Source organism: Acinetobacter sp. CAU_H_78 (assembly GCF_058599365.1).
This window is the reverse complement of the sequence record NZ_CM178652.1, coordinates 2,997,320-3,023,959: the sequence shown is the minus strand read 5'-3', so window position 1 is coordinate 3,023,959 and position 26,640 is coordinate 2,997,320. Positions and strand designations below refer to the sequence as shown.

27 protein-coding genes are annotated in these 26,640 nt (G+C 43.1%); 16 read left to right on the top strand and 11 right to left on the bottom strand.

Going from position 1 to position 26,640, the window contains the following annotated elements; all coding sequences use genetic code 11:
• Nucleotides 1-658 precede the first annotated feature (658 nt).
• The 6 genes from rpmH (at nucleotide 659) to AC4MCD_RS14315 (ending at nucleotide 5,539) form a co-directional block, all read left to right on the top strand.
• Nucleotides 659-793 (top strand): 50S ribosomal protein L34, encoded by a 135-nt coding sequence (gene rpmH / locus AC4MCD_RS14340; RefSeq protein ID WP_000831329.1) that lies wholly within the window; start codon nucleotides 659-661, stop codon nucleotides 791-793.
• 29 nt (nucleotides 794-822) lie between these two features.
• Entirely contained in the window at nucleotides 823-1,218 is a 396-nt protein-coding gene (rnpA, locus tag AC4MCD_RS14335) for a ribonuclease P protein component (RefSeq protein ID WP_034706193.1), read from the top strand.
• A 9-nt stretch (nucleotides 1,219-1,227) separates the two neighbouring features.
• Nucleotides 1,228-1,548, top strand: a complete 321-nt coding sequence (gene yidD, locus AC4MCD_RS14330) for a membrane protein insertion efficiency factor YidD (protein WP_005233127.1) — start codon at nucleotides 1,228-1,230, stop codon at nucleotides 1,546-1,548.
• Nucleotides 1,549-1,553: 5 nt separating this feature from the next.
• Nucleotides 1,554-3,317 (top strand): membrane protein insertase YidC, encoded by a 1,764-nt coding sequence (yidC, locus tag AC4MCD_RS14325; protein WP_491876322.1) that lies wholly within the window; start codon nucleotides 1,554-1,556, stop codon nucleotides 3,315-3,317.
• Between the two features lie 92 nt (nucleotides 3,318-3,409).
• A complete protein-coding gene (gene mnmE, locus AC4MCD_RS14320; protein ID WP_104426795.1) occupies nucleotides 3,410-4,765 on the top strand; it encodes a tRNA uridine-5-carboxymethylaminomethyl(34) synthesis GTPase MnmE in 1,356 nt (451 codons plus the stop codon).
• Nucleotides 4,766-5,332: 567 nt separating this feature from the next.
• Nucleotides 5,333-5,539 carry a hypothetical protein gene (locus tag AC4MCD_RS14315; protein ID WP_104426796.1) on the top strand — a complete coding sequence of 69 codons (207 nt, stop codon included), beginning with the start codon at nucleotides 5,333-5,335 and terminating at the stop codon, nucleotides 5,537-5,539.
• Between the two features lie 42 nt (nucleotides 5,540-5,581).
• On the opposite strand, the gene AC4MCD_RS14310 is transcribed toward AC4MCD_RS14315, so the two are convergent.
• Together AC4MCD_RS14310 and AC4MCD_RS14305 are read right to left on the bottom strand one after the other, a co-directional pair.
• A complete protein-coding gene (locus tag AC4MCD_RS14310) occupies nucleotides 5,582-6,760 on the bottom strand; it encodes an MFS transporter (protein ID WP_491876321.1) in 1,179 nt (392 codons plus the stop codon).
• A gap of 139 nt (nucleotides 6,761-6,899) precedes the next feature.
• Nucleotides 6,900-7,163, bottom strand: a complete 264-nt coding sequence (locus tag AC4MCD_RS14305) for a metal/formaldehyde-sensitive transcriptional repressor (RefSeq protein ID WP_491876320.1) — start codon at nucleotides 7,161-7,163, stop codon at nucleotides 6,900-6,902.
• Nucleotides 7,164-7,219: 56 nt separating this feature from the next.
• Between AC4MCD_RS14305 and dmeF the strand changes: the two genes are divergently transcribed.
• Together dmeF and AC4MCD_RS14295 are read left to right on the top strand one after the other, a co-directional pair.
• On the top strand, nucleotides 7,220-8,143 hold the full coding sequence (gene dmeF / locus AC4MCD_RS14300) for a CDF family Co(II)/Ni(II) efflux transporter DmeF (RefSeq protein ID WP_491876319.1): 924 nt from the start codon (nucleotides 7,220-7,222) through the stop codon (nucleotides 8,141-8,143).
• 136 nt (nucleotides 8,144-8,279) lie between these two features.
• Nucleotides 8,280-8,978 (top strand): DsbC family protein, encoded by a 699-nt coding sequence (locus AC4MCD_RS14295; protein WP_491876318.1) that lies wholly within the window; start codon nucleotides 8,280-8,282, stop codon nucleotides 8,976-8,978.
• Nucleotides 8,979-9,062: 84 nt separating this feature from the next.
• On the opposite strand, the gene AC4MCD_RS14290 is transcribed toward AC4MCD_RS14295, so the two are convergent.
• The 5 genes from AC4MCD_RS14290 to AC4MCD_RS14270 form a co-directional block, all read right to left on the bottom strand.
• A complete protein-coding gene (locus AC4MCD_RS14290; protein WP_034171345.1) occupies nucleotides 9,063-9,320 on the bottom strand; it encodes a GlsB/YeaQ/YmgE family stress response membrane protein in 258 nt (85 codons plus the stop codon).
• A gap of 176 nt (nucleotides 9,321-9,496) precedes the next feature.
• Nucleotides 9,497-10,024, bottom strand: coding sequence for a hypoxanthine phosphoribosyltransferase (hpt, locus tag AC4MCD_RS14285; RefSeq protein WP_004780337.1), 528 nt, complete (start codon nucleotides 10,022-10,024; stop codon nucleotides 9,497-9,499).
• A 211-nt stretch (nucleotides 10,025-10,235) separates the two neighbouring features.
• Entirely contained in the window at nucleotides 10,236-11,555 is a 1,320-nt protein-coding gene (gene guaD, locus AC4MCD_RS14280) for a guanine deaminase (protein WP_491876317.1), read from the bottom strand.
• 252 nt (nucleotides 11,556-11,807) lie between these two features.
• The gene (locus AC4MCD_RS14275) at nucleotides 11,808-12,773 is read right to left on the bottom strand and encodes a TerC family protein (RefSeq protein WP_419365836.1); all 966 of its coding nucleotides are present in this window, start codon (nucleotides 12,771-12,773) and stop codon (nucleotides 11,808-11,810) included.
• A gap of 331 nt (nucleotides 12,774-13,104) precedes the next feature.
• Entirely contained in the window at nucleotides 13,105-14,298 is a 1,194-nt protein-coding gene (locus AC4MCD_RS14270; protein WP_491876870.1) for a sugar transporter, read from the bottom strand.
• 292 nt (nucleotides 14,299-14,590) lie between these two features.
• Here AC4MCD_RS14270 and AC4MCD_RS14265 point away from each other — a divergent pair, with 292 nt between their 5' ends.
• Complete coding sequence (locus AC4MCD_RS14265) at nucleotides 14,591-14,878, top strand: GNAT family N-acetyltransferase (protein WP_004780333.1); 288 nt, start codon at nucleotides 14,591-14,593, stop codon at nucleotides 14,876-14,878.
• Here AC4MCD_RS14265 and AC4MCD_RS14260 read toward each other — a convergent pair.
• Complete coding sequence (locus AC4MCD_RS14260) at nucleotides 14,871-15,224, bottom strand: hypothetical protein (protein ID WP_491876316.1); 354 nt, start codon at nucleotides 15,222-15,224, stop codon at nucleotides 14,871-14,873. The two genes, AC4MCD_RS14265 and AC4MCD_RS14260, sit on opposite strands and share 8 nt — an antisense overlap.
• Before the next feature lie 202 nt (nucleotides 15,225-15,426).
• Between AC4MCD_RS14260 and AC4MCD_RS14255 the strand changes: the two genes are divergently transcribed.
• The gene (locus AC4MCD_RS14255) at nucleotides 15,427-15,897 is read left to right on the top strand and encodes a BLUF domain-containing protein (protein ID WP_491876315.1); all 471 of its coding nucleotides are present in this window, start codon (nucleotides 15,427-15,429) and stop codon (nucleotides 15,895-15,897) included.
• Between the two features lie 60 nt (nucleotides 15,898-15,957).
• Here AC4MCD_RS14255 and AC4MCD_RS14250 read toward each other — a convergent pair whose 3' ends face one another.
• Nucleotides 15,958-17,043: a zinc-dependent alcohol dehydrogenase family protein gene (locus tag AC4MCD_RS14250; RefSeq protein WP_491876314.1), complete on the bottom strand. Its 1,086-nt coding sequence runs from the start codon at nucleotides 17,041-17,043 to the stop codon at nucleotides 15,958-15,960.
• Between the two features lie 238 nt (nucleotides 17,044-17,281).
• Nucleotides 17,282-18,646: a UDP-N-acetylmuramate:L-alanyl-gamma-D-glutamyl-meso-diaminopimelate ligase gene (gene mpl, locus AC4MCD_RS14245; RefSeq protein ID WP_491876313.1), complete on the bottom strand. Its 1,365-nt coding sequence runs from the start codon at nucleotides 18,644-18,646 to the stop codon at nucleotides 17,282-17,284.
• A gap of 241 nt (nucleotides 18,647-18,887) precedes the next feature.
• On the opposite strand from mpl, the gene AC4MCD_RS14240 reads away from it, so the two are divergent.
• The 4 genes from AC4MCD_RS14240 (at nucleotide 18,888) to AC4MCD_RS14225 (ending at nucleotide 23,101) form a co-directional block, all read left to right on the top strand.
• The gene (locus AC4MCD_RS14240; protein WP_004780323.1) at nucleotides 18,888-19,229 is read left to right on the top strand and encodes a DMT family protein; all 342 of its coding nucleotides are present in this window, start codon (nucleotides 18,888-18,890) and stop codon (nucleotides 19,227-19,229) included.
• 197 nt (nucleotides 19,230-19,426) lie between these two features.
• Nucleotides 19,427-19,939: a 5-(carboxyamino)imidazole ribonucleotide mutase gene (purE, locus tag AC4MCD_RS14235; protein ID WP_180004433.1), complete on the top strand. Its 513-nt coding sequence runs from the start codon at nucleotides 19,427-19,429 to the stop codon at nucleotides 19,937-19,939.
• 28 nt (nucleotides 19,940-19,967) lie between these two features.
• Nucleotides 19,968-21,089 (top strand): 5-(carboxyamino)imidazole ribonucleotide synthase, encoded by a 1,122-nt coding sequence (locus tag AC4MCD_RS14230; RefSeq protein WP_491876312.1) that lies wholly within the window; start codon nucleotides 19,968-19,970, stop codon nucleotides 21,087-21,089.
• 716 nt (nucleotides 21,090-21,805) lie between these two features.
• Nucleotides 21,806-23,101 (top strand): lytic murein transglycosylase, encoded by a 1,296-nt coding sequence (locus tag AC4MCD_RS14225; protein ID WP_491876311.1) that lies wholly within the window; start codon nucleotides 21,806-21,808, stop codon nucleotides 23,099-23,101.
• A gap of 102 nt (nucleotides 23,102-23,203) precedes the next feature.
• Here AC4MCD_RS14225 and AC4MCD_RS14220 read toward each other — a convergent pair whose 3' ends face one another.
• Nucleotides 23,204-24,331, bottom strand: coding sequence for an anhydro-N-acetylmuramic acid kinase (locus AC4MCD_RS14220; protein WP_180004437.1), 1,128 nt, complete (start codon nucleotides 24,329-24,331; stop codon nucleotides 23,204-23,206).
• 63 nt (nucleotides 24,332-24,394) lie between these two features.
• Here AC4MCD_RS14220 and tyrS point away from each other — a divergent pair, with 63 nt between their 5' ends.
• Both tyrS and AC4MCD_RS14210 read left to right on the top strand, forming a co-directional pair.
• Nucleotides 24,395-25,627, top strand: coding sequence for a tyrosine--tRNA ligase (gene tyrS / locus AC4MCD_RS14215; RefSeq protein WP_161792066.1), 1,233 nt, complete (start codon nucleotides 24,395-24,397; stop codon nucleotides 25,625-25,627).
• Between the two features lie 498 nt (nucleotides 25,628-26,125).
• Nucleotides 26,126-26,416, top strand: a complete 291-nt coding sequence (locus AC4MCD_RS14210; RefSeq protein WP_491876869.1) for a hypothetical protein — start codon at nucleotides 26,126-26,128, stop codon at nucleotides 26,414-26,416.
• Nucleotides 26,417-26,640 lie beyond the last annotated feature (224 nt).

Below are 26,640 nucleotides of genomic sequence, written 5' to 3'. Positions count from 1 at the left end.
GTGAATCCCCTATTCATTCCATTGTTAATCAAAAAGGCTGACCGCGACCAAAGCGGGTCGCCATTCTAACCAAGTTATCCACATCTGTCATGGCAATTTCCACAGATTTTGCGCAAAAAGCAGTCATGGTGGATAAATTTAAATTTAAAAAGCTGGTGTGGATAAGTTTATCCGCAAGCTGTGGATAAAATATAGCACAAAGTTATCCACAAAGTATAAAATTAATAAAAACAGTTTTATCCACAAACTAAGTTTTTGTTTATTTAATGAAAAATTAGCTTTTCCACAGAAAAAGTCCACCCTAATAGTAATAAATTTAAATTTATAAATTTGAATTTATTTATAAGATTCGGTTCTTTTGTGGATAACTGAGAAAAGTTTAAATTTAAATTCAAAACTCAGGAGTTAAATTTAGATTTCACATAAGTTGTGGATAACTATGTTGATATAAGTGTTAATAACTTATATTTAATTTTAAAACAAATAGTTATATTGTGGTTAACTTATATATAGGTATTTGAATACAATTTTTTTAATCCCTATTTACAATTTTAATTTCAGTCTTATTTGAAAAGAAAATGGCTTTTGCATTGACAGCTCAAGCAATGAGCACTAAAATCGCGGACCTTTATAGAAAGATCATTTTTGGAGTTTCAATATGAAACGTACATTCCAACCATCTGAATTAAAGCGTAAACGCGTTCATGGTTTCCGTGCTCGTATGGCTACTAAAGCTGGTCGTCAAGTTCTAGCTCGCCGTCGTGCAAAAGGTCGTCACAGCTTAACTGTTTAATCAGTTAGGCTTTGCCGATTTTGGGTGTTATGACTACACTTTATAGTTTTGGTACAGAGCTTCGTTTACGCTGTGCTGCAGATTATAAAGGAGTCTTTGATGGTGCGCTTTTTAAAGTGCATCAACCCCATTTCCTTTTTCTTGCAAAACATTCCGAACTGCCAAACAGCCGTTTGGGTTTAGTTGTTGCCAAGAAAAAAGTGCGCCGTGCGCACGAACGAAATCGAGTAAAACGACTTGCTCGCGAAAGTTTTCGCCTGCATCAACAGCAACTAGATGATTTGGATATTGTGGTTATGCCTAAAGTAGGTATAGAAGCGGTACCGAACGCAGAGTTGCATCAGCAATTACAATTTGCCTGGCAGAAACTCAACCGTCTTGCCAAAAAGCATTCCAAAATAGCATCATCCTCCCCACAAAAGTAGAGATGGCCAATGGTACGTTTACTGCATTGGTTAATACGTTTCTATCAGATTGCGATTAGTCCTTTATTGGGACCACGCTGTCGTTATATTCCAACATGTTCTCAATATTCCTTGGAAGCAGTCCATACACATGGAGCTGTACGTGGTGTGTGGCTGGCTACTAAGCGTATTTGCCGTTGTCATCCGTGGGGTGGCTCTGGATATGATCCGGTTCCCCCGAAAGCGATTCGTTTTATTTCATTTCAGCAAATAGATTCTCAAACGCTTCACGTTGCTGTACCCTTTCGTGATCGTTTATTGAACCAAAATCACTCTAACCACTTGGGGTAATACATATGCAACAATGGGCCAGGATTGCAATTCTCGGAGCCATGTTTGTTGTCGCATATTTGCTCATTTTGGCGTGGCAAAAAGATTATGGCAATGCTGAAACCAAACCACAGCAAGAAGCTGCGGTTGTTTCACATGAAGTATCTGCAGATTTGCCAAATGCTCAGACGGCGACGACCGCCTCTGATCTGCCACAAGCAAATATGCCAGCGCAGCAAGCAACGGATGCCACCGCACCTGTAAGTCAGCAGCTTATTTCAGTACAAACTGACCTTTATCATCTTTGGATCAATCCTAAAGGTGGTGATATTGTTCGTGTTGAATTACTCAATCATGACAAGAATAAAGACAGCGATGAACCGTTCGTTATGCTGGAAAGCGATGCGAAACGGACTTATGTCGCTCAGTCGGGCCTGATCGGTCTGAATGGACCGGACAGCAGCCGTAATGGCCGTCCAACCTATGAGCTGGAAAAAACGGTTTATACACTGGCAGATGCCAAAGCCGCTAAAAATAAAGATGGCGAAACTGTCAAAGTACTTTCTGTACCTATGGTCTTTAAAACGGCTGATGGTGTAGAAGTCATTAAAACCTTCAACTTTACTGAAGGTGAATATCCGGTAGTTGTGAATCACAAAGTGGTCAACCGCAGCGGCCAGACCTGGCAAGGTCAGATGTTCGGTCAGATCAAACGTGACAACTCTGAAGACCCAGGTAAATCTGATCAGGGGATCTTCACCCTGGGAACGTTCCTGGGCGGCGCTTGGGGTACACCGGATGAAAACTACAACAAGTTAAAATTTGACAACTTTGTTGAAGAAAAACTGAATACTGAAGCCAAAGGTGGCTGGGTTGCAATGGTTCAGCACTACTTTGTGAGTGCCTGGGTGCCAGGTAACCTGAAGCTGACTCAAGCCAATGGTGAAGCTTACAGCGCAAAGCTGGAATCACGTAAATCAGCTGATAACATGAATATCATTGGTTTTACTTCTCCAACTTTCAATGTGCCTGCAGGCACCGTAGCTGAAATCGATGCGACCTTCTACTCTGGTCCAAAAGTTCAATCGGAGCTGAAAGACCTAGCGACTGGTCTGAACCAGACTGTAGACTATGGCTGGTTATGGCCAATTGCCAAACTGCTGTTTGTTGGTCTTGAGTTCTTCCATGGTCTAGTGGGTAACTGGGGCTGGGCAATCATCCTATTAACCGTACTGGTGAAACTGATCCTATGGCCATTGTCGTCGAAGAGCTACCGCTCTATGGCGAAAATGCGTGTGATTGCACCTGAAATGCAACGCATGAAAGAAGAGTTCGGTGAAGACCGTATGCGCTTCTCTCAGGAAATGATGGCACTGTACAAACGTGAGCAGGTGAATCCACTTGCTGGCTGTTTACCATTGTTACTGCAAATGCCAATCTTCCTAGCACTGTACTGGGTACTGATGGAATCTGTAGAACTGCGCCATGCACCATGGATGTTCTGGATCCAAGATTTATCTTCAATGGATCCTTGGTTCATCCTGCCATTGATCATGGGTGCGACCATGTATATTCAGCAGATGCTGAATCCGCAGCCAACTGATCCAATGCAGGCGAAAGTGTTCAAGATTATGCCAGTGATCTTTACAGTATTCTTGCTGTTCTTCCCGGCAGGTCTGGTGTTGTACTGGATTGTGAACAACTTGATCACGATCTTGCAGCAAACACTGATCAACAAGTCTGTTGCCAAAGACCGTGCTAAACGCGATGAGGCAACACCAGTCAACTAAGTTGTACTGATGGGCTGAATAAATCCGCTTAAGATGGTAATCTTGAGCGGATTTTTTTTGCTGTATTTTTAAGTTTTTTCTAGGTGAATGTTATGCTCGACCGAACTACGATTGCTGCGATTGCAACTCCCCCAGGACGTGGCGGTGTAGGTGTCATTCGCCTGTCGGGTCCCAAGTCTTATGAAATTGCCCAGGCTTTGAGCCAAAAAGATTTGCCCAAAGCCCGTTTTGCTGGGTTTCGCCAGTTCTATGATGCAGCCGGCGAAGTGATGGACGAAGGTCTGGTGATCTGCTTCCCGAATCCGAATTCCTTTACTGGTGAAGATGTAGTGGAACTACAAGGTCATGGTGGCCCGGTGATTCAGAATGCGCTGCTAGGCCGTTTGCTGGAACTGGGTGCCACTGCAGCCAAAGCCGGTGAATTCTCGATGCGTGCCTTTGAAAATGGCAAGCTGGATCTGGTGCAGGCTGAAGCCATTGCCGATCTGATTGATGCGACCTCCCAAGCTGCTGCCCGGTCTGCCGTACGTTCGCTGCAAGGGGCATTCTCAACCAAGGTGAATACGGTATTAGAACAGCTGATTCACCTGCGCCTGCATGTCGAAGCGGCGATCGATTTCCCGGAAGAAGAAATTGACTTTCTGGCTGATGGCAAGATTTTAAACCTACTAGATGGCGTGGCGAATGCCGTTACTCAGGTTCAGCAATCTGCACGTCAGGGTCAGTTGCTGCGTGAAGGCTTACAGGTGGTGATTGCTGGAAAACCGAATGCAGGTAAATCGTCCCTGCTCAATGCCCTAGCAGGTAATGAACGTGCGATTGTGACCGATATTGCCGGAACAACCCGTGATGTATTGCATGAAAAGATCACATTGAATGGCCTGCCGATTACCCTGACTGATACTGCTGGTCTGCGTGAAACCGGCGATATCGTGGAAAAAGAAGGCATTCGCCGCGCGATTAAAGAAATTGAACAGGCCGATCTGCTGTTGCTGGTTTATGACCTGAGCCAAGGTGATGACCCATTACAACTCGCTCAAGAATATTTTGCCGAACATCTCGAGCCGAAACGTCTGGTCCTGATCGGGAACAAAGCGGATTTGACCGGTGCCGATGCTGTCATGGGAGATTTTAACGGCTTCCGTCATATTACTGTCTCAGCCAAGCAGGAAACTGGCGTTCAATCGCTCATAGATGCGATTACAGCGCATGCAGGCTTCCAGCCAGAAGAAGATACCTTTATTGCCCGTACCCGTCATTTAGACGCAATGAAGCGCACTCAAATGTATTTGGCTGAAGCTCGTGAGCAACTTGTTGTTTATAATGCAGGTGAACTGGTCGCAGAGTCTTTACGTTTGGCACAGAATGCACTGGGTGAGATTACCGGTGACTTTAGTGCGGATGATTTGCTGGGTAAGATCTTTGGATCATTCTGTATTGGTAAATAAGACTAAACGTATTTAAAAAAGCATCTTCGGATGCTTTTTTTATATCTTGTGGATTTATATTTTAGCCTTAGATTATCATTTGAAGATTTATAAGTAACTGGCTGATAAAATATTTTTATGAACTTTTGATGATATTTCGCGACAACAATTAATGCACTTGTTCAGTAAACAGGTAGCCATTTGTATATAACTCTTTTAAAGTAATTCATAGAAATAAATAGGAAGTGTACGTCTGATGCATGGTGTTAATAAGGTCAATCTTTTTGGTACTTTAGATCGAGACCCTGAAACATAAACTCTTTTATTTTAAAAAATAAAATGCCCAGCGTGGGGCTGGGCATTTTAAGGTGGGATGTCTGCAAACATCCCTAAACAATGGAAAACAACTAGAGCGACTAGAATGAAAACCAAAGCTTTTTATTAAGAAATCAATATAGACTTTTCTATAACGTCAGTAAATACAATTTTCTACTCGTATCCTTATTGAGCTTTAGAGGAGTTTTGTCTTGAATTTTGGAATACTTCATTCGCGTTGCTTTTGTTGAAAGTAAATTTTAGGAAAAATTTATGCAAATGCATGTGATTCAAAACCCAATGTTTGATTCAAAATCTTTGAAGTTGATGTATGAGCAGTTATGTAGGGATTATGCCTATGCGAGTGAAATTGCCAGTATGTCAGGGCGGCATTTGAAACTTTATGGGCAACAACTTAAACCATTGCTTAGAAAGCAAATGCGAGAAATAGAAAACTTTTATCAACTAGAGTTGTTTTAGAAGATAGTTTAATAAAAAAGCCCTCAAATGAGGGCTTTTTTATTAGGCTTTTACCTGCAGTTTTTGATGCCATAACCAAAGGATTAGACAGAGTGTACTGATCGCCACACAGAAGCTGATCACGCTAAATCCTAAGCCGAAGTGATCAGCCAGATAACCTACTGCAATAATCGGCACAATCGTGCCCAAATAGCCAATAAACAGGTAAGTCGACATTACGGCTGCACGGTTTTGCAAGGTTGTGATCGCATGAATCACACCGAATGCGCCCATTAAGGCAAAACCATGTCCAATACCGAATAAGATATCACTGGCAAAGAACAAGATACTTGCTTTAAGGATCATACAGAGAGCAAGACTAACCAAGCTCACCAGCATAACCATCAAGCCAATATTCAGACATTTCTTTGCAGGAACAGCTTTAGCGAAGAACTGCACCACAGCAGAGATCAGCAAAATGCAGGTAATGGCAGTACCGCTGACCAAAGGACCATGCCAGGGCAAGATATCCTGCACAAAAGACGGTGACAGTGAAGCAAATAAACTGAAAGCAGCAAAGGCATTAAATGCAGTCAATCCCACAATCATGAACACAGCATGATACTGAGGTTCAGGACGCAGTAATTTCGGTGCAATACTAAAAGGTTGGCGTTCAAAAGCAGGGGTTTTTAGCCAGAATAATCCGACAAAACACAGCACTGCCCCAAGAATAATTGGAAGGTATGGAGTAATTAATGGAGCTTGAGAAAACTGCGCAATCACTCCACCCACAAACGGCCCCAAACCAAAGCCTATGGCCGTCAGAATCGACACCAGTTGTGGTGCAAGCTGCTTATGAGACTCTGGAATGGTTTGCATCATGCCCAACATTGCTGAAGTGGTCATCAGGCCTGAAGCAATACCAATAATAAAACGGCCCACCGACAAAATCAGCGCATTCTCGGCAAAGACTGAAATGACCAAGCCGATGCTAATAAATACCAGGCCAATTTGCAGGGTTCTTAAGAAACCAATCGTGTTGCTGGTACGTCCCAGGAATAACAAGGTACCCAGACAGCCAAACATATAGGCGACAAAAATATAGGTAATCTGGCTTGGGGATAAATGCCAGATCTGTTGATAAATGGGGTAAAGCGGACTTGCCAGTGCTGTGCCGATAGTACCCATAATCAATGCAAGACTGACCATGGCGAAAGGTCGCCATGAGATATTTTCTGTCATGTAGCTGCCGTAAAAGTTTCACCACACTTTAAAAAGAATGATGTGGAAGAAAGAAGAGAATGGGTGGCAGTGTATCGGTTAGATGAAAAAGCGGTCAATTATCTTGCTGTAAAGAAAACAAAAATGTTGAACTAAACAATTAGCCATAACGCTTTAATAATTTTAAAAACTCAGCCAGTTCTTCTTCATTGACCGCAGCTTCTCCAATGACATGCTCTTTTAAATGAGTCTCGATCAATTCATTCATTAAACCGTTTATGGCACCTTTAATGGCTGCAACCTGTTGCAAGACCTGAATACAGCCTGTCTCAGGATTCTGGAGAGACTGCTCTACGGCGTTCATCTGACCTTGCAAGCGCCGTACCCGGTTTAATATTTTTTTATCATCATGTACATGACTCACCACAAATCTCCAAAAATAAATATACTAGGGGGGAGTATTAATAACAGTTTCCTTTTATGCAAAAACATACCGCCGATTCGCACAGCCATCAATTTGATGAAGGTAATCCACTCGCGCAGAAAAAGATTCTGTTTGCCACGATTCTGACCGCCGTCATGATGGTGCTGGAAGTATTAGGGGGATGGATCTTCCAGTCAATGGCTTTACTTGCTGATGGCTGGCATATGGGCTCGCATGTGTTGGCCTTGGGACTGGCTTACTTTGCCTATAAAGCGGCCCGCCATTATGCGGATGATCCCCGCTTTAATATGGGCACCTGGCGGATTGAAATTCTGGCCAGTTATAGCAGTGCGATTTTATTACTCGTCGTAGCCGGGTTTATGGCAATTCATTCGGTAGAACGCCTATTTTCGCCAGTTCAGATTCATTATAACGAAGCCATTCCAATCGCGATTCTAGGACTATTGATTAACCTGGCCTGTGCCTGGTTGCTGCATGATGATGGGCACCATCACCATGATCATCATCATGGGCATTCCCATCACGAGCATGATAATAATCATGGTCATCATGACTTGAACCATAAAGCGGCCTTTCTGCATGTGGTTGCTGATGCTGTAACTTCTGTTCTGGCGATTATTGCTTTGATTGCTGGAAAATATATGGGCTGGGATTTTCTCGATGCAGTACTGGGACTGGTCGGCTCAATCCTGATTGCACGCTGGGCGATTGGCCTGCTAAAGCAAAGTGCCAAGACTTTACTGGATGCCCCAGTGGTCGAAGAAATACGTGAAGTCATTGCTGAATATGGGAATGATCTGCATTTAACTGACCTGCATGTATCGAGGGTCGGTAAAGGTAAATTTTCCTGTTTTGTTGCCGTTCAAACAGGAATCCCCATGAGTGCTGATCAGATCCGTGAGGCGATCTCTATTCATGAAGAAATCGTACATATCTCGGTGGAAGTGAATCCGTATTAAAGGGTTAATGTTCCACGTGAAACATGGTTGATTGATCAATTCGATTTGAAAATCACGCTACATAAAATAGTCAGAATTTTCTTTTTAAAAAGACTAGAATCGAAACATATTTAACTTGGACCTGAGCAGGACATTCATGCAAATAAGAAATATGCTGCTGGCTTTGACCCTATTCCCTGGCCTCAGCTTTGCCAATGTAGATACGGTTAAAGCCAATCTGGCAAAAAACAGTCCCAACCTGAAAATTGAAAATATTCAGCCTACCGAAATGAAAGGAATCTATAGCGGTACCATGCAGGGACAGATTGTCTATCTGAATGAAGATGCCCAGCATCTCCTAGCCGGTTCAATGTTCCGTATCCAGGATCAGCATAATCTGACTCAGGATTTATTACTCAAACAAAACAGTGTCGACTGGAAAAAGTTACCGCTTCAGGATGCGATTAAATCAGTCAGAGGGACAGGAAAACGTCAGCTTGCCATCTTTTCTGACCCAAATTGCCCGTATTGTAAACAGCTTGAAGTAGAGCTGAAAAAACTTAAAGATGTCACCATTTATACCTTCATCCTGCCTTTAAAACAGCAGTCAATTGTGCCATCTAAACAAGTTTATTGTGAAAAAAATCCGGCCCAAGCTTGGGAAGACCTAATTGGTCAAGGTATACAGCCTAAATCGAAAAAGAGCTGTGCCAACCCGATTGAACGTAATAAACAGCTGGCACAATCACTCGGTGTAAATGGCACACCAGCAATTATTTTCTCGAATGGTTTTAAGGTCATGGGCGCTCAGCCAGCAGAACAGATTGAACAAGGCTTCAAAGAATTCGGCCTGTAAAATTCTGACCATGATCAGCAAATAAAAAAAAGAGCACCTATCTAGGCGCTCTTTTTTATGAAAGTAACTTATTCCAAGCAGAGCTTAGATCCGTTTACGTTTAGTCACCATATTATAGATAAACAGGATGACTACGGCACCGATCACTGAGGCAATAAAACCTGCGGCAGAATCTTGAGAATACAAGCCCAGCATACGTCCGGCAAAGGTCGCAACCAGTGAACCGGCAATCCCCAGCAGGGTCGTAACAATGAATCCAGCTTTGTCATCACCAGGATGAATCGCGCGTGCAACCAGACCCGCAATAAAACCCACCACAATCGCAACGATAATTGACCACATCAGCATACTCCTTGTTATCATGTCTTTGTTTTTACATCAGGTTTATCTTGCGGCAAGAAAAGCACTGAAAAAAGTCATGTCCTGCAACGGGCTGTAGTGTTTTTGTTCTCTGTGTTACTGAAATGATTCAAGAAATAAAAAGAAGTGGCACGAAGCCACTTCTTTTAAACCGGTTCTTAAAGACCGATTTCACCAATAAATGGAATATGACGGTATTTTTGATCATAGTCCAGGCCATAACCAACAATGAACTTGTCTTCGACTTCAAAGCCCAGGAATTTTACTTCCAGCTCGATTTCACGACGTGAAGGTTTACTCACCAGAGTGCATAGTTCAATTGAGTTTGGCTGACGGGTTTGCAGGATTTCCAGGACTTTGCTTAAGGTATTACCTGAGTCGATAATATCCTCAACCACTAGCACATCTTTACCACGGATTTCACCGTCCAGATCTTTCAGGATTTTGACATCACGGCTCGAAATCGTACCACCGCCGTAGCTGGATACAGTCATGAAGTCGAGTTCATGTGGCTTGGTAATGGCACGACACAAGTCTGCCATGAAAATCACTGAACCGCGTAATAAACCGATAAGTACAAGCTCTTTGTCACTATTGGCATAGTGTGCATCGATTTTAGCACCAAGCTCTTTGACTTTAGCTTGAATTTCTTCAGCGGAAATCATTACGCTCATTTGAACGGTCATGGGTAGATACCTAAAAAATAAAAATAGCAAAATAAAAAAGGTGTTGACCTGCAACACCTGAATTGCAGCAATTTTAATACATCCTTGCTTGAGATGCACCTGTTTTACTTGCTGTAAATGTAATCAATTTTTGGGCTGCTGTGAATCTTTCTTCAGCGCAAAGGCACAGACGGCGACGATTGCAGCCAAAATGATCCGACGCTGGCGCGATTTATTGGGCTTTGACATAGACAGCCTGTCCATAGACATAAGTTGCTGCAATATTACGGTCATCTCCCAGCATGGTCAGTGCAAAAAAGGTATCTTCAATATTTTTAGCCCTGCTCTGGCGCAGTTGTTGTAAAGCGGTGGCATTGAGATCCAGCACCACAAAGTCTGCTTCTTTGCCCACATTGAAATTCCCCAAGCGGTCATCCAGACTTAAGGCTTTCGCACCACCTAGGGTCGCATGATATAGCGACTCAAAAGCCGAAAGTTTTTCTCCTTGCAGCTGTTGCACTTTATAAGCCTCATTCAGGGTTTGCAGCTGGTTAAAGGAGGTTCCTGCCCCGATATCGGTACCCAAGCCGACTTTTACGCCTTTATCCCAGGCTTTCTTTAGCGGAAATAAACCACTACCCAGGAACAGGTTTGAGGTTGGGCAGAAGGCAATCGCAGAGTCGGTTTGATGCATGCAATCCCACTCTCCTTCTTCCAGATGCACACAATGTGCAAATACGGATTTAGCGCCGGTCAGCCCATAATGATGGTAGACATCCAGATAGCCTTCACGTTCCGGAAAGAGCTCTTTCACCCAGGCAATCTCGTTTTTGTTTTCGCTGAGATGAGTATGGACATAGACATCTGGATATTCGGCTTTTAACTGCCCTGCTTTTTCTAGCTGTTCAGGTGTTGAGGTTGGAGCAAAACGTGGGGTAATCGCATAAAGATTACGTCCTTTACCATGCCATTTCTCAATCAGGGCTTTAGAGTCGCTATAGGCGGATTCTGCGGTATCAGTCAGGGCTTCAGGTGCATGGCGGTCCATCAGCACTTTACCGGCAATCAGTCGCATATTCTGTGCCGTAGCCGTTTCGAACAGTGCTTCTACCGAAGCCGGATGAACGGTACAGAATACCAAAGCTGTGGTTGTGCCATTCTTCAGCAGTTCCTGAATAAAAAACTGTGCAATTTTCTGGCTATATGCCGGATCCTGAAACTGGATTTCAGTCGGGAAGGTATAGGTATTTAACCATTCCAGTAGCTGTTCACCATAAGCACCGACCATTTCGGTTTGCGGGAAATGGATATGAGTATCGATCATGCCCGGAATGATGAGCTGTTCAGGATAATGAGTAACATCAAGACCTTCAGGAAGCTGCTGCTGACCTTCCTGCCAGGAACCAAACCACTGGATTATTCCATTTTTTATGATGAGTAAACCATCTTCTATATAACGCACTTGGTCGTGAATTTCACGTGCTTGGGCAACTGTATTCTGGATATCGAGGAAACGACCGCGGATGGCTGTCGTCGCAATGTGAGAAGACATTGGAAACCTGCACTTTGTAATTTTTTCAATTGATTGTAGCTGAAAAGTTCTACCTTGTAGGGGAAATACACAACTAAAATCCCCTGATTTTAATCATGTAAAATAGCGGCCAAGATCAGAGCAATTATCACGAGATATTTAAATTAGATTTAAATAAAGAAAATGATGCTAATTAAAGTAGTAAAAAGATTATTAGCCTAGAATAAAAAAGCCCGCATTTTGCGGACTTATTAGGAATAAGGAGGAAATTATTTATAGCGCTGTTTCATTGTATTTTTTGCTATGACGGATCGATAACCATGCGGTAATCGTCAGCACAATGACAATAAAGCTCAGGGAAATCCAGATCGGCATATGGAATACTTCCAGCATCAGCATCTTGAAGCCGATAAAGACTAGAATAATCCCGAGGCCATAAGGCAGATAATACATTTTCGATGCAGCACCAGCGAGCAGGAAGAACATGGCACGCAGACCCAGGATCGCCATCAGGTTCGCCGTTAAAACAATAAAGGGATCGGTGGTGACAGCAAAAATAGCCGGAATTGAATCTACCGCAAAGATCACATCAGAAGCTTCGACCAGAATCAGCACCAGAAATAATGGCGTTGCCCACAGGACACCGTTCTGATGCACAAAAAATTTATTGCCACGCATTTGCGGCGTAATCCGGATATGTTTACGTAGCCATTTCAGAACCGCCATATCTTCAATATTGGTATGCTCTTCTCCCTGACCGCGCAGGAATTTAAAACCGGTATAAACCAAGAAGGCACCGAAGATATACAGAATCCATGAGAATTCCTGTACGAACCATGCACCAATAAAAATAAAGATGGTCCGCAGAATAATGGCACCCAAAACACCATAGAGCAGCAGCTGGCGTTGCAGTGCAGGAGGAATGGCGAAGGCAGCAAAGATCATCAGCCAGACAAAGACATTATCAATTGCCAGGGATTTTTCCAGCAGATAACCGGCAAAGTATTCCATCACCTTCTGGTTTGCCAGAGCAGCACCTGAAGTCTGTTCTAGATACAGCCACAATGCACCACCAAACAGGGTCGCTACACTGACCCAGGCAACACTCCAGTAGGCGGCAGTACGAACTTTGGTGGGCTGTCCGTGCTGATGCTTAAAGCCGATAAAATCGATAACCAGCATCACTGCAACGATAGTGAAAAAAGCCAGATACAGCCAGGGTGTACCAATTGTTTCCATGGGAATTCTCCACATCTGACAATCGGCCATAAAAAAACCTTGACCTGCTGTCAGATGAAATACATCTATAACAACATGATCAAGGTCTTGCCTACATCTTTGTGCTCTACTGGATGAGATCCAGTCGCATTTCAAGATGCTCAGATACCGACTTTTTGCAAAGTGTAATGACGATATTCTGACACGTTCAAAAACTGAAATTCCATTCTTAAACGTTTGGAGGAGGCTACTCCCCTTGTTCAAACTCAATTCTGTTTGAGCAATTGCTCAATATCAAATGAGCATGACAGATTTTGTGCATAATCACAAATTATTTTACAAAAAGTAGCGTTTAATCAGCAGTTTTGGGTAAAAAATCTAGGCGCTGAACCAGATAGAGACTGAGCAGAAATCCAAGGATTGCCAGCCCTGCTCCGGCCCAGCCAATGCTCGATAGTCCAATCTGAAGCGTGACTATACTGCCAAGCAAAGCTCCTCCACCAATACCGACGTTATACAGGCCGGAATAAATGGCCATGGCAACATCTGTGGCATCTGCAGCCAGGTTCAGGGTTTTGGATTGTAGAGCCAAACTGAAACCAATGATGCTCAAACCCCACAGAAGAGATAAGCCAGAGAGGCCTGTGACTGTGCTCGACAAGGGCAATAACAGCAGCATGGAAATAACCAGTCCAAAAGTAAAAGCAGGAATAATCATTTTCGGAAACTGTGCGGCAAAGCGGCCAAACAGATAAGAACCCAGGAATCCTGCTCCACCATAAACCAGAAGTAAAGTTGTGGTCTGGGCTGAATCAAACCGGGCAATATTCAGGGAAAACGGTTCAATATAACTATAAGCGGTAAATTGCGCTGTAATCACCAGAATGGTGAGGACAAAGACCAACATCAGGCTTGGACGTTTGATCAGGCTTTTTAAACTGCTGAGGGAGCCTGAATTAACACTTGGAAGCAATGGCAAGGTTTTGGCCAGAATCAGGCAAATGATCAATGCGAGACATGCAATCAGGGCAAAACTGTTACGCCAGCCATACGCCTCGCCAATCATCCGGCCAAATGGAATACCGAGCACCATCGCCATCGCCGTTCCTGTGGCCAATAAACCGAGTGCCTGAAACTCTTTACCTTTCGGTGCGACCCGAACCGCAAGTGAAGCGGTAATCGACCAGAACAAGGCATGCGCTATGGCAATTCCCACCCGGCTGATCACCAGCGTGCTAAAACTCCAGGCAAAATAGGACAGCACATGACTCAAAATAAAAACTGCAAAGACCAGCATCAGTAGAAAACGCCGTTCTATAGCTTTGGTGAGCAGCATGATTGGAAGAGATAGTAGAGCCACGATCCAGGCATAAATGGTCAGCATGATGCCAGCCTGAGTGGCGGACATGGCAAAGCTTTGCCCGATTCCACTTAGTAAGGCCACAGGAATAAATTCGGTAGTGTTAAAAATAAAAGCCGCGCAGGCTAAAGCGATGACACCAATCCATTGCTTGGTGACGGAAGAAGCGGAAGATGAGTCAGACATACGAATTTGCATGCAAAAAGATGCTGCATTCTAATCCTGTCTTTCTGAATTAGGGAGTAGCTAAAATTAAATTTTTGGGATGACATGTAATGACTCAAACTGGATCATCCGTGATCAAGCAAAATAGAGAAATAAAAAGTTATCAATATTTGAAAAAATTCACAGGAAATGATGAAAGAGAATAAAAAATTTCATCCAATATTAAAAACTTAACAATAATTCATATTATTTCTTGAGGAAGATGTTTTAAATTAAATAAACCAATAATTTTATCAAGAGATCAGCCTTCAGTATGGACATTCAACATCAAGATTCAAAACGCGGCGGTGTATTTTTTATGGAGGAAGATGGTCGACGTCTTGCTGAAATTACATATCAGTGGCAAGAAGCATCGACCATCGTGGCTGATCATACCTGGGTAGATAATTCCTTACGCGGTCAAGGCGTAGCACGCAAAATGCTGGATGTACTGGTCGACTTTGCCCGCAAGAATAGCTTAAAAATTATTCCCCAGTGTTCCTATGTAGATGTCATGTTTAAACGTGATCGCAGCCTACAGGATGTGGCAGCTGCTATTTAGCAATTGAATTAAACTTATCCAAGATAGAGATATGTTGTAATTTGCCTTTAAGTGCAGGTACAGAAATACGCTGCAGCAGGTTATATACGTCATAACCTGCCATCAGGCCTATACTGTTCCATAACACTTCTTCATATTTGCCTAACAGCGTAAGTATTCCTATCATCAGGCTTACACTGATATAAAAAAACATACGACGGCGAACAAACTGTAAAAGCGTCCAGCCTACAAAAACTGAACTGAGCAAAATGTTGGTCTCGGTCATCAAGGCCATCTCATTCAGCATAATCAAAAGCATAAAACATATACACAACAACGCTACAGTGAAAATCAGATCTTTTAACATCAGGTTTCACTCCTTCATCATTATCGCTATATATCTGAAATCATTGATTTCCTCTCAGGAGGTAATTGTTAGAAGTTTTCTTTGGAAAAGCAAACCTAAAACAATGTAAGCAAAAACGGATATTTGCTTAAAAAATGATCGACTTAAATTAAAATAATTGATTAAATTATGCTTTTAATTCTTTCTTCAGTGAGATGACCTGATGCTACAGCTTTGCTACGCCAGTGAGCGGATAGAATCTGAACAAGAGTTATTGCAGGATCTTAGCGATATATTATCTGTAGCGAGAAAATTTAATAAAGCTCATCAGATTAACGGGGTTTTATATTATTCCCATGGTAAGTTTTTTCAATGTCTGGAAGGTGAAGCAGAGGTGGTAGAAAATCTGTTTCAGAGCATTTGCCGTGATTCACGCCATCATCAGGTGCTTCGCTTTCAGGATGCAACGGTAGAACGTCCACATTTCTCGGAATGGTCTATGAAGTATGTACATAAGCATAGCGAGATTGCTTCCTACTTTTCTCATCTTGGTCACAGTCACTTTTTGCCACATGAGTTGAATCAGGATGAGCTTCGAGGACTTTTGGAAGTGCTGCAACGGGTTGACGAAAACTATCAGCAGCTGGTTTCTCCACAGGGTTATAAACAGCGTGGTTATGTGCCGTACTTTTAATCAAAGCTAATCTAAGAAATAAAAAAAGTCCGCTGTGCGGACTTTTTTTACAATGAAGATTTAGTTCATTTCAATCATGACTTTTAAAGCCTTTTCATCAGAAGCATGTTTAAACACATCATAAGCCTTTTCAAATTCAGCAAATTTAAAGTGATGGGTTGCCAGTTTTTCCAAGGGCAATTTGCCAGAACAGCAGGTTTTCAGCAGCATGCCGGTAGTATTGGCATTCACCAGTCCGGTGGTAATCGTCAGGTTCTTGATCCAGAGTTTATTCAGTTCAAAATTCACGGACTTGCCATGTACGCCGACATTGGCCAGATGCCCGCCTTCTTTGACAATATGCTGGCAGATATTCCAGGTCGCTTCCAGACCGACTGCTTCAATGGCACAGTCTACGCCTCGTCCATCAGTCAGCTCCAGTACACGCTGAATCGCATCTTCTTTGGCTGAGTTGACGGTATGGGTTGCACCCACAGTTTTGGCAAATTCCAGGCGGTTATCATCGACATCCACCATGATGATATTGGCCGGAGAATAGAACTGGGCAGTGAGCAAGGCACTCATGCCAATCGGGCCAGCACCGACAATCGCAACATTGTCTCCCGGTTTAACATCACCATATTGCACGCCAATTTCATGGGAGGTGGGCAGAATGTCAGATAGGAAGACCGCGACATCTTCATTTAACTCTTCAGGCAAATGATACAGTGAGGTATCGGCAAATGGGGTACGCACATATTCGGCATGAGTACCATCAATCATGTAGCCCATGATCCAGCCGCCATCATTACGACAGTGGGCATAGAGCTGTTTCTGGCAGTTTTCACAGGTTCCACAGCGGCTGACGCAGGAAATAATAACTCGATCGCCTTTTTTGAAGTTTTTGACTGCTGAACCGACTTCTTCAATAATACCAATGCCTTCATGACCCAGAATCCGGCCATTAAAGCTGCCGGTTTTTTCTTTGGCCACCTCTTCAATTTCCGGGTTTTTACCTTTCCAGATGCCGAGATCCGTCCCGCAGATGGTGACTTTCGTCAGTTTGATAATGGCATCGTCAGGTTGCAGGATTTGTGGAATGGGACGTTCTTCAAAACGGATGTCATTGGCGCCATAGTAAACCATTGCTTTCATTGTATTCGACATGGCAACTATCCTTCTTCATGATTATTGTGGAGGATTGGCAGTCGTTTTAGCGAGGACGACTGTCGGTTGAGAAACATGCAAAGCTTTAATCTAGCAAGGCTTCAACAACAGTTCATTGGCAAAATAGTTAATTCCTTAAAAAAAGTAAGTATTTTTTTAAACATGAAAAAAGGACCGCAGACATATGTCTGCGGTCCTTGGGAAGTCTTATTAGGTAAAGACCGGAATTATTTTGGGGTTAGGCTTTTAACGCCGTAATCAGTTTCTGATGCAGACCACCAAAACCGCCATTGGACATGATTACCACGGCATCACCCTCGCCTGCTTCAGTAACTACCGTTTGAATGATTTCATCCAGATTGCGTGCTACAACCGCTTTATTTGGTGCAGCTTCAATCACCGGTTGTAAATCCCAGTCCAGACCTTCAGGCTGATACCAGATCACTTCATCCGCCAGACGTGCTGAATAGGCTAAACCATCTTTGTGGCTGCCCATACGCATGGTGTTGGAACGCGGTTCAATGATGGCCCACAATTTGCGTTCACCAAGACGTTTGCGTGCACCGTCAAGCGTGGTATCAATTGCAGTTGGGTGATGGGCAAAGTCATCATAGACTTCGATACCACGTACGGTATCTAATAGCTCCATACGGCGTTTGACACCACCAAAGTTGGACAGGGCTTCACATGCAGTTTCGATAGTGACACCGACATGTTCAGCTGCAGCAATCGTTGCCAAAGCATTGGCGACTGAGTGCTGACCCGTCATATTCCATTTCACTTCGCCTTTCACGATACCATGCTGTAGTACTTTGAAGTGTGAACCATCCGCAGATAATTGCTCTGCATAAAGTTCAGCTTTTTCATTGGCATCCAGTGAAGTACGAACCACAGGCGTCCAGCAGCCCTGTTCCAGCACTTCATCAATATTGGTTTCAGTAATCGGTGCAATGATGCGACCTTCACTTGGAATGGTACGTACCAGATGATGGAACTGTTTCTGAATCGCTGCCAGATCATCAAAAATGTCGGCGTGGTCAAATTCCAGGTTATTCAGGATCGCCGTTTTTGGATGGTAATGCACAAACTTGGAACGCTTATCGAAGAAAGCAGAATCGTATTCATCGGCTTCAACACAGAAGTATTTACCGCCACCTAAACGCGCACTTTCAGAAAAGCCAAGCGGTACACCGCCAATCAGGAAGCCAGGTTCTAAACCGGCCTGATCCAGTACCCATGCCAGCATGGTGGTGGTGGTGGTTTTACCATGCGTACCAGCCACACCTAAAACGTGTTTACCTTGTAGCACATGATCTGCCAGGAACTGCGGGCCTGAAATATAAGGCAGGCCTTCATTCAGCATATATTCCACGGCATCAATACCACGTTTCATGGCATTGCCGACAATCACCAGATCCGGATGCGGCTGTAAATGGCTATGGTCATAGCCCTGCATTAAAGTAATGCCTGCATTTTCCAGCTGGGTCGACATCGGGGGATACACGTTTTGATCCGATCCTGTCACCTTATGGCCAAGATCACGTGCCAGTAATGCCAGTGAACCCATAAAGGTGCCACAAATACCCAAAATATGCAGATGCATCTACTTCACTCCATTTTGCCTGACACATCACTTTGTACTGGTGCTGTTGCCATGATTTATTCGATTTGCAAGCAACGATAGCAAGGCTTTGACCGAAAAGATAGTCAAAGTTCAAGCATTCCTGCGGGATTTTTTAAATCCTGTTTCACAGACAAATTCAGGGAAATTTTCAAGCTTCCGGAATATCTTTTGGCAAAATAAATCGTAAAATAAGCCCGAACTTTTTGCAGAGTGCATGCAGATGCTACCGGCTCTATTTCTTCTGGTGATTGCCAACTGTTTTATGACCTTGGCCTGGTACGGACATCTCAAATTCCTGCCGCATGATGCACCGCTGTGGCAGGCGATTTTATTTAGCTGGGCCATTGCCTTGTTTGAATATAGCCTGATGATTCCAGCAACCAAATTATTAGCCCAACAGGGACTGGCGGTGGGTCAAATGAAGATTACTCAGGAAGTCGTCACTCTACTGGTCTTTGTTCCCTTTATGATCTTCCTGTTCAAACAGCCGTTTAAACTGGATTATTTATGGGCGGCGCTATGTCTCTGTGGTTGTGTCTATTTTGTATTCCGCAGTTCTTGAAATCATCTACTAGCCACTACTTCCCTATTTTTATTCCAGTTTTTAAGAATCTGCTAAAAAAATAAGAAAAATCGAGCCTTGCTTTGACCGTTAAATTTTATGAAGCTGAAAAATCAGTCTATAATATGCATTCCTATTCAAGCTTGGCTCTCTCGTCGAGATTTATCTTTCTTACTTTAATCTCTGGAAAATTTGCAATGAATGCGGCTGCTGCACAAGATACTCCTCTCGTAGGTATTATCATGGGTTCTCAATCAGATTGGGCAACTCTCGAACACACTGCCAATATGCTCAAGCAGCTTGGTGTCCCATTTGAAGCCGAAGTCGTTTCCGCACACCGTACCCCGGACCGTCTGTTTGAATATGCTGAACAAGCGCGTGATCGTGGTATTCAGGTGATTATTGCCGGTGCAGGTGGTGCAGCGCATTTACCAGGTATGTGTGCAGCCAAAACCGATCTGCCAGTACTGGGCGTACCCGTCAAATCTTCGATCTTAAATGGGGTCGATTCATTGCTTTCTATTGTACAAATGCCAGCGGGTATTGCCGTAGGAACATTGGCCATTGGTCCTGCCGGTGCAACCAATGCAGCCATTATGGCAGCACAGATTTTAGGTTTAACCCGTCCAGAGATCGCAAAAAATGTCGCAGATTTCCGTGCAGCACAAACCGAGAAAGTCGCAAGTAACAATATTCCAGGTCAAATGTAAGTCCAAGCTTAATACGGGATCAAACACAATGGATAAAACCATCGGTATTTTTGGTGGCGGCCAACTAGGCCGGATGATGGCACAAGCCGCACTACCCCTAAATATTCAATGTACGTTCTTTGAAGCTAATACGGACTGCCCTTCTGCGGCTTTGGGTCCGGTTTTTTCAACCAAAGCTGTAAATGGCTTGCAGGATTTCATCAATAGCGCAGATGTCTTCAGCCTGGAGTTTGAAAATACGCCGCTGGCTGATGTAGACGTTTTAACGCAAAACAAAGATCTGCATCCGCCACGTCAGGCTTTAGCCATCGCACAGCATCGTCTGTCTGAAAAAGCCCTATTTGATGAACTGGAAATTCCGGTTGCACCGTATAAAGCGGTGACTTCACTGGAAAGCTTGCAGGCGGCCGTTGCTGAGCTTGGCTTGCCGATCGTGCTGAAAACCTCTCGTGGTGGCTACGATGGTAAAGGTCAGTTTGTTTTACGTTCAGCCGATCAAATTGATCAAGCTTGGGCGGAACTCGGCCCTGCGGGTGAACTGATTGCAGAAAGTTTTGTGACTTTCTCTCGTGAAGTATCTATCATTGCGGTACGTGGTCAAAATGGTGATGTCAAAACCTGGCCATTGGCTGAAAATCATCACCACAACGGCATCCTGTCGCACTCGATTGTTCCGGCACCCAATAGTGCGGATCTGCAACCAGTCGCGCAGGATTACATCACTCGCCTGCTGAATCACTTGAATTATGTGGGTGTATTGACTCTTGAGCTGTTTGTGACAGACAAAGGCCTGTATGCAAACGAGATGGCACCACGTGTGCATAACTCAGGTCACTGGTCGATTGAAGGCGCTGTTTGCTCGCAGTTTGAAAACCATGTTCGTGCGGTCGCAGGTCTGCCACTGGGTTCAACTGAAGTGGTGCGTCCAACCGTGATGGTAAACATTATCGGTCAGCATCCAAAAACTGAAGATGTCCTGGCTTTAGAAGGCGCACACCTGCATCTGTACAACAAAACAGAACGCGAAGGTCGCAAGATTGGCCACATTACTTTGATGCCAACTGATAGTGCTCAGCTGACCACTTTATGCCGTCAACTGGCGAAGATTTTACCGAATCCATTGGCATTGAGCGAAGATATGACCATCTAAGCTTTAAGCTGCTGATAAAAAAAGCGATCACTTCAGTGATCGCTTTTTTATTTGTCCAGATTCAGGCATGATTGCGCCTCTTTAAAAATCCCCTGCCATTGGTCGGATCATTTTTAAAATCAATTGCTTATAAACTGATCAATTGAGTATAAATATAATAATTTAATTCGCTGCTATTTTGAGCTGAATTCTGGGTTATTCACTCGTGGATAAACTTAACATTGAGTTTGAATTTAAAACTGGAAAAATATTTGAATTTAAATTCATAAAAATAAATTCAAATTTAAAAATGAACTTTGAATTTAAACTTTGTTGTTTAAATTTAAATTCAAAAATATGAATTCAAATTTAAAAACTAATAAATGAATTCAAAGTTTTGAATTTAAAAATAGTTACTTCTAATAAAAATGAATTTAAAACAGAAATGCTATATATCATAAGCCTTTGGTTGATTGAAGAGTCCTGATTTAAAGGTAAGTTATCCATAATAATTTTTTAAATTCAAAAGTAATTTCCTGAGTTTTGAATTTAAATTTAAAAAAGAGCCTGATTTGAATTTAAATCGGACTTGTGGATAAGTTTTTAAATTTAAAAGCTACAAAATGAATTCAAAAGTGTAGGAATTATGAATTTAAATTTACGCATTGGCGCTTTAATTTTCATCATGAACTGCTAAGGTAGAAACATAATTCAAAATCTAAATATTTAAGGGTCTTATGCAACGGCTTGCACTTTTTGTTGGTTCTTTGGTTTTAGCTGCTACACAGGCACAGGCAGAACTGATTATTAATGGTCAGCGTGTGACATCAACGGATATATCTTCTGTGCCGAGCAGCCCGGTCAATTATGCCTCCCAAAATAATTTTCAGAATTGTCTTGCCAATTTGCGCAGTCAGGCGATTGCACAAGGTGTAAGTAGTTCAACCTACGATCGTTATACACAAAATTTAACACCCGATTATTCTGTGATTGAAAAGCTGAATTATCAGCCTGAGTTTTCGACTCCGATCTGGGACTATCTGTCTGGACTGGTGGATGAAGAACGTGTGCAGCTAGGCCGACAAAAATTACAGCAACATCATGAGGTATTAAACCGGATTAGCGCAGCCTATGGAGTGCCGGCAGAAACTATCGTAGCTGTATGGGGCGTAGAAAGTAATTTTGGTGATATTTCCGGGAAATATCCTTTATTACAGTCTTTGGGTACTTTGAGTTGTGAAGGTCGTCGTCAAAGTTATTTCCGTGGTGAGTTCTTTACCACCATGAAATTGCTGCAACGGGGTGATGTCTATGAAAACCAATTAAAAGGTTCGTGGGCAGGGGCTTTTGGTCATACCCAGTTTATGCCATCGACTTATGATGAGCTGGCGGTTGATTTTGATGGGGATGGTCGTCGTGATTTAGTCGGCAGTATTCCTGATGCACTGGCTTCTACAGCCAATTTCCTGAAAAAACGTGGCTGGCAGACTGGCCAACCCTGGGGCTTTGAAGTAAAAATTCCACAAGGCATGTCTGTTGCAGGCGAAAGCCGACGCAATAAAAAATCACTGAGTAGCTGGATGAACCGTGGTGTGGTGCGTGCTGACGGTACTCCGCTATTGCAGGGCAATTTATCAGAATCTTCTCAGGCTGGCTTATTGGCGCCTGCAGGCGAAAATGGCCCGATATTTTTAGTCTTTAAAAACTTTGATGCTATTTACAGCTATAACGCAGCAGAAAGTTATGCTTTAGCGATTGCACATTTATCTGACCGCTTACAAGGTAAGGGAAGCATCCAGGCAGCTTGGCCAACCGATGATCCAGGCACGTCACGTGCGGAACGTCGCGAGATCCAGCAATTCCTGTTAAACCGTGGTTATGATATTGGTGAGGTAGATGGTCTGATTGGGGATAAAACCCGTCAGGCGATTCGTCAGGAACAGAGCCGTCTGGGTTTAAGCCCGACCGGTCGTGCAGGACAGCAAATCCTGCGTGCATTTAGAAATGAAAATGCCAAACTCATGATGCGTTAGGAAGAATTTAGACATGATCTAAATATGGTTCTTCATCATAAAAAAGGTCTGCCAATATGCAGACCTTTTTTATAACTATATATAGTAAGTTTAAAGCTGCTCTTATACAGAGGTAATCGTGCCCAGAACACGATAACCTGATGCGCCTGTCACAGCCGGCAGATTGCCGCTGAGTTGATTCATAAAACGCATCGCCAGCCAGGCAAAAGCCGTGCCTTCTACCCAAGTCGGATTTAAGCCAAGATCGGCTGTGGTTTGTACGCTCCAATGATGTTTACGCAAACGCCAGCGTAACTGTTCCAATAAATGTGAATTATAGGCACCACCACCACAAACATAAACTTCACCGGTATCCAGACCAGAACGGTAAATGGCTTTTTTAATCGCACGGGTAGTGAGCTTCATTAAGGTTGCCTGAACATTTTCTGGGGTATCTTCAAGTTCATCATATTGAAGGTCATTGCGCCAGTCAGCAATCTGTTCATCCAGCCATTCTAGATTGAAGTCTTCGCGGCCAGTGCTTTTCGGTGGCTCTTTTGAGAAGAACTCATGTTCCTGTAAACGGTCCAATAGGCTACGGATTGGCGTGCCATAAGCTGCCCAGTTACCATTTTCATCAAAAGGCTGGCCGGTATAACGCTGACACCAGGCATCCATCAGAATATTGGCAGGGCCGGTATCGAAGCCATAAACTTGATCTGGTTGACCTGCTGGCAGAATACTCACATTGGCAATGCCGCCTAAATTCAGAATCACGCGGTGAATATTGTCATGCTGGAAAATATCCTGATGGAAAGCGGGAACCAAAGGTGCGCCTTGGCCGCCAGCAGCCAGATCGCGACGACGGAAATCAGAAATGACCGGAATCTGGGTAATTTCCGTAATAATATTTGGATCACCAATTTGCAGGGTAAAGCCATGTTCAGGACGATGGCGGATGGTCTGACCATGTGAGCCAATCGCCTTGATTTGAGATCGATCTAAATTATTTTCTTTAATCAGCGTATTGATGCCATGACCAATCATCTGTGCTAGTGCGACATCAGCTTTGCCCATGCGGTCGATTTCATTGTCATCTGGCAAAGTTAACGCCATCAGTTCATCACGAAGATCGGGATCAAAAGGCAAGGTGAGGGTGGCATGAAGCTGAAGTGGATCAAAAGAAGCAGCAACAATATCGACACCATCCATACTTGTGCCGGTCATTACCCCAATATAGATCGCTGTCATGATTATTCTTAAGCCTGCAATGTGCTGAAAAAGTGTTAGTATATCGCACAAATTGAATAACTGATGTATTTGGATTTTGTGATGTCAAATTTCCTGCCGGCTGAAGAACAACTTGCCCTCATCCAACGAGGCACCCACGAAATTATTTCCGAAGAAGACCTTCTGAAGAAATTAAAGCAGAATCGTCCTTTAAAAATTAAAGCGGGTTTTGACCCAACTGCACCGGACCTGCACTTAGGTCATACAGTTTTAATCAATAAATTAAAAGTATTCCAAGACTTGGGTCATGAAGTGTACTTCCTGATCGGGGATTATACTGCGATGATCGGTGACCCGACTGGTAAGAGCGCAACCCGCCCGCCATTGTCACGTGAGCAGGTGCTGGAAAATGCAAAAACCTATCAGGAACAAGTATTTAAAATTCTTGATCCAAACAAAACCAAAGTCGTGTTTAACTCGGAATGGTTTGCACAAAAAACTGCAGCTGACCTGATTCAATTGGCATCACAACAAACAGTTGCACGTATGTTAGAGCGTGATGACTTCACCAAACGTTATAACAACCAGCAACCGATTGCGATTCATGAATTCTTATATCCGCTAGTTCAAGGTTATGACTCAATCGCCTTAGAAGCTGACGTGGAGTTAGGGGGTACAGACCAGACCTTTAACCTGTTGATGGGTCGTACTCTACAAGGCCGTTATAACCAGGAAGCGCAGGTGTGCATTACTGTGCCAATTCTTGAAGGTCTGGATGGCGTGAACAAGATGTCTAAATCTTTAGGCAACTATATTGGTGTATTTGATGCACCTGGCGCGATGTACCAGAAAGTACTGTCTATGCCAGATTCACTGATTGAGCGTTATTTCGATCTGCTCAGCTTCAAATCTATAGAAGAAATTCAAGGCTTGTTGAAAGAAATCGAAGAAGGCCGTAACCCGCAGGAAGTAAAACGTATTCTTGCGCTGGAACTGGTAGAACGTTTCCACGGTGCTGAAGCTGCCGCTCATGCCCATAAGGGTGCAGGTAATATCATTACTGAAGGTGAACTGCCTGAAGGTACGCCAGAAGTGACCATTTCACGTGGCGAATTTGGTGGTGAGATCTTCATTACTTCAATTTTACGTGAAGCTGGCTTAACCAAAAATGCTGCTCAAGCTAAAGATGCCTTAGGCCGTGGCACTGTAAAAGTGGACTGGAAACCGGTTGATGCGTCTTTTTCTGTGAAAGAGAACGTAACTTTAATTATTCAGGCCAGCAAAAAAGCAATTGCAAAAGTGACCTTTGTTGACTAAGGCTGGTTCTAAGTTATTGAAATAAAAGCAGGCTTCGGCCTGCTTTTATTTTTTAAGTTGTATATGAATTATATAAATATAGAAATTCAAAAAAAACCTTATAAAAACAACATTTAAATTTTGCCATTTGGCTTGCATTTCTGGTTTTTTGTGTATAAGATTTATTCGTCTAGAGATTCCGTGAAAAGCATATCTAGAGGGTAATGATCAATAACAGACAACTCCATAATTGATCAGGTCTCTAAATAAAGAGACAAGTTAATATAATGTGAATAACTATAATAATGACATAATGGATCGGGTAAAGATTCAATTCTAAGGAAGAGATTTTGGGAGAGATCTCTTCCTTTTTTATTGGTGTTGTCTGGCTATATGTTCAATCTTCAATAAATTCAACACAAAGATGGATGAATCAGCTTGGATTCAGGTTAAATCCATAGTGAGATGAATGAATCATCTTTGAATCTCAATCCATCTATAAAAAGAAAGGTAAATAAGGTGTATCAATACCAGACTGAACAGATGTTTGATGAAGACATCGATTTCATTTTGCGTTTTCTCTTCGAATATGAGTCTGCTGAGCGAAAACAAAAATCTTTTGATCAGGTACAGGCCTTATTTCAGCAATTAGATCTTGCCTCCCACTATTTACTCTTTTCATTAGTCAAAGAACGCCTGCCACGTCGGGCCAAATTATTGTTTGCTGCTGAAGACTATAGTGGTAAGAAAGAAGTGATTGAGGAAGTGATGCAGCACTGGATAAAAGATAGATACTCAAATGTGGCTTAACCGATTTCAATCTTCTGCCTATTCTTCTGCGCTTAAGTAAGCTTTCTGGATGATCTGAAATCTAGAAGGATCATATCCTCATTTTTGCTTCTTAAAAGCGGGTGTTAAGAAAAAATCTGTATTTAGCAAGGGTTTTGACCTTACAGAAAGCTCCATATATATAAGTCGGATAGAAAACAGCGAAATATGTAAGCTGATATAAGAAAGTTTCGGAAAATTCTGGA

Excerpts from the sequence above, each read along its gene's own strand:
- rpmH (WP_000831329.1), top strand. The coding sequence starts at position 659 with ATGAAACGTACATTCCAACCATCTGAATTAAAGCGTAAACGCGTTCAT.
- rnpA (WP_034706193.1), top strand. The coding sequence starts at position 823 with ATGACTACACTTTATAGTTTTGGTACAGAGCTTCGTTTACGCTGTGCT.
- yidD (WP_005233127.1), top strand. The coding sequence starts at position 1,228 with ATGGTACGTTTACTGCATTGGTTAATACGTTTCTATCAGATTGCGATT.
- yidC (WP_491876322.1), top strand. The coding sequence starts at position 1,554 with ATGCAACAATGGGCCAGGATTGCAATTCTCGGAGCCATGTTTGTTGTC.
- mnmE (WP_104426795.1), top strand. The coding sequence starts at position 3,410 with ATGCTCGACCGAACTACGATTGCTGCGATTGCAACTCCCCCAGGACGT.
- AC4MCD_RS14315 (WP_104426796.1), top strand. The coding sequence starts at position 5,333 with ATGCAAATGCATGTGATTCAAAACCCAATGTTTGATTCAAAATCTTTG.
- AC4MCD_RS14310 (WP_491876321.1), bottom strand. The coding sequence starts at position 6,760 with ATGACAGAAAATATCTCATGGCGACCTTTCGCCATGGTCAGTCTTGCA.
- dmeF (WP_491876319.1), top strand. The coding sequence starts at position 7,220 with ATGCAAAAACATACCGCCGATTCGCACAGCCATCAATTTGATGAAGGT.
- AC4MCD_RS14295 (WP_491876318.1), top strand. The coding sequence starts at position 8,280 with ATGCAAATAAGAAATATGCTGCTGGCTTTGACCCTATTCCCTGGCCTC.
- AC4MCD_RS14290 (WP_034171345.1), bottom strand. The coding sequence starts at position 9,320 with ATGTGGTCAATTATCGTTGCGATTGTGGTGGGTTTTATTGCGGGTCTG.
- hpt (WP_004780337.1), bottom strand. The coding sequence starts at position 10,024 with ATGACCGTTCAAATGAGCGTAATGATTTCCGCTGAAGAAATTCAAGCT.
- guaD (WP_491876317.1), bottom strand. The coding sequence starts at position 11,555 with ATGTCTTCTCACATTGCGACGACAGCCATCCGCGGTCGTTTCCTCGAT.
- AC4MCD_RS14275 (WP_419365836.1), bottom strand. The coding sequence starts at position 12,773 with ATGGAAACAATTGGTACACCCTGGCTGTATCTGGCTTTTTTCACTATC.
- AC4MCD_RS14270 (WP_491876870.1), bottom strand. The coding sequence starts at position 14,298 with ATGTCTGACTCATCTTCCGCTTCTTCCGTCACCAAGCAATGGATTGGT.
- AC4MCD_RS14265 (WP_004780333.1), top strand. The coding sequence starts at position 14,591 with ATGGACATTCAACATCAAGATTCAAAACGCGGCGGTGTATTTTTTATG.
- AC4MCD_RS14260 (WP_491876316.1), bottom strand. The coding sequence starts at position 15,224 with ATGTTAAAAGATCTGATTTTCACTGTAGCGTTGTTGTGTATATGTTTT.
- AC4MCD_RS14255 (WP_491876315.1), top strand. The coding sequence starts at position 15,427 with ATGCTACAGCTTTGCTACGCCAGTGAGCGGATAGAATCTGAACAAGAG.
- AC4MCD_RS14250 (WP_491876314.1), bottom strand. The coding sequence starts at position 17,043 with ATGTCGAATACAATGAAAGCAATGGTTTACTATGGCGCCAATGACATC.
- mpl (WP_491876313.1), bottom strand. The coding sequence starts at position 18,646 with ATGCATCTGCATATTTTGGGTATTTGTGGCACCTTTATGGGTTCACTG.
- AC4MCD_RS14240 (WP_004780323.1), top strand. The coding sequence starts at position 18,888 with ATGCTACCGGCTCTATTTCTTCTGGTGATTGCCAACTGTTTTATGACC.
- purE (WP_180004433.1), top strand. The coding sequence starts at position 19,427 with ATGAATGCGGCTGCTGCACAAGATACTCCTCTCGTAGGTATTATCATG.
- AC4MCD_RS14230 (WP_491876312.1), top strand. The coding sequence starts at position 19,968 with ATGGATAAAACCATCGGTATTTTTGGTGGCGGCCAACTAGGCCGGATG.
- AC4MCD_RS14225 (WP_491876311.1), top strand. The coding sequence starts at position 21,806 with ATGCAACGGCTTGCACTTTTTGTTGGTTCTTTGGTTTTAGCTGCTACA.
- AC4MCD_RS14220 (WP_180004437.1), bottom strand. The coding sequence starts at position 24,331 with ATGACAGCGATCTATATTGGGGTAATGACCGGCACAAGTATGGATGGT.
- tyrS (WP_161792066.1), top strand. The coding sequence starts at position 24,395 with ATGTATTTGGATTTTGTGATGTCAAATTTCCTGCCGGCTGAAGAACAA.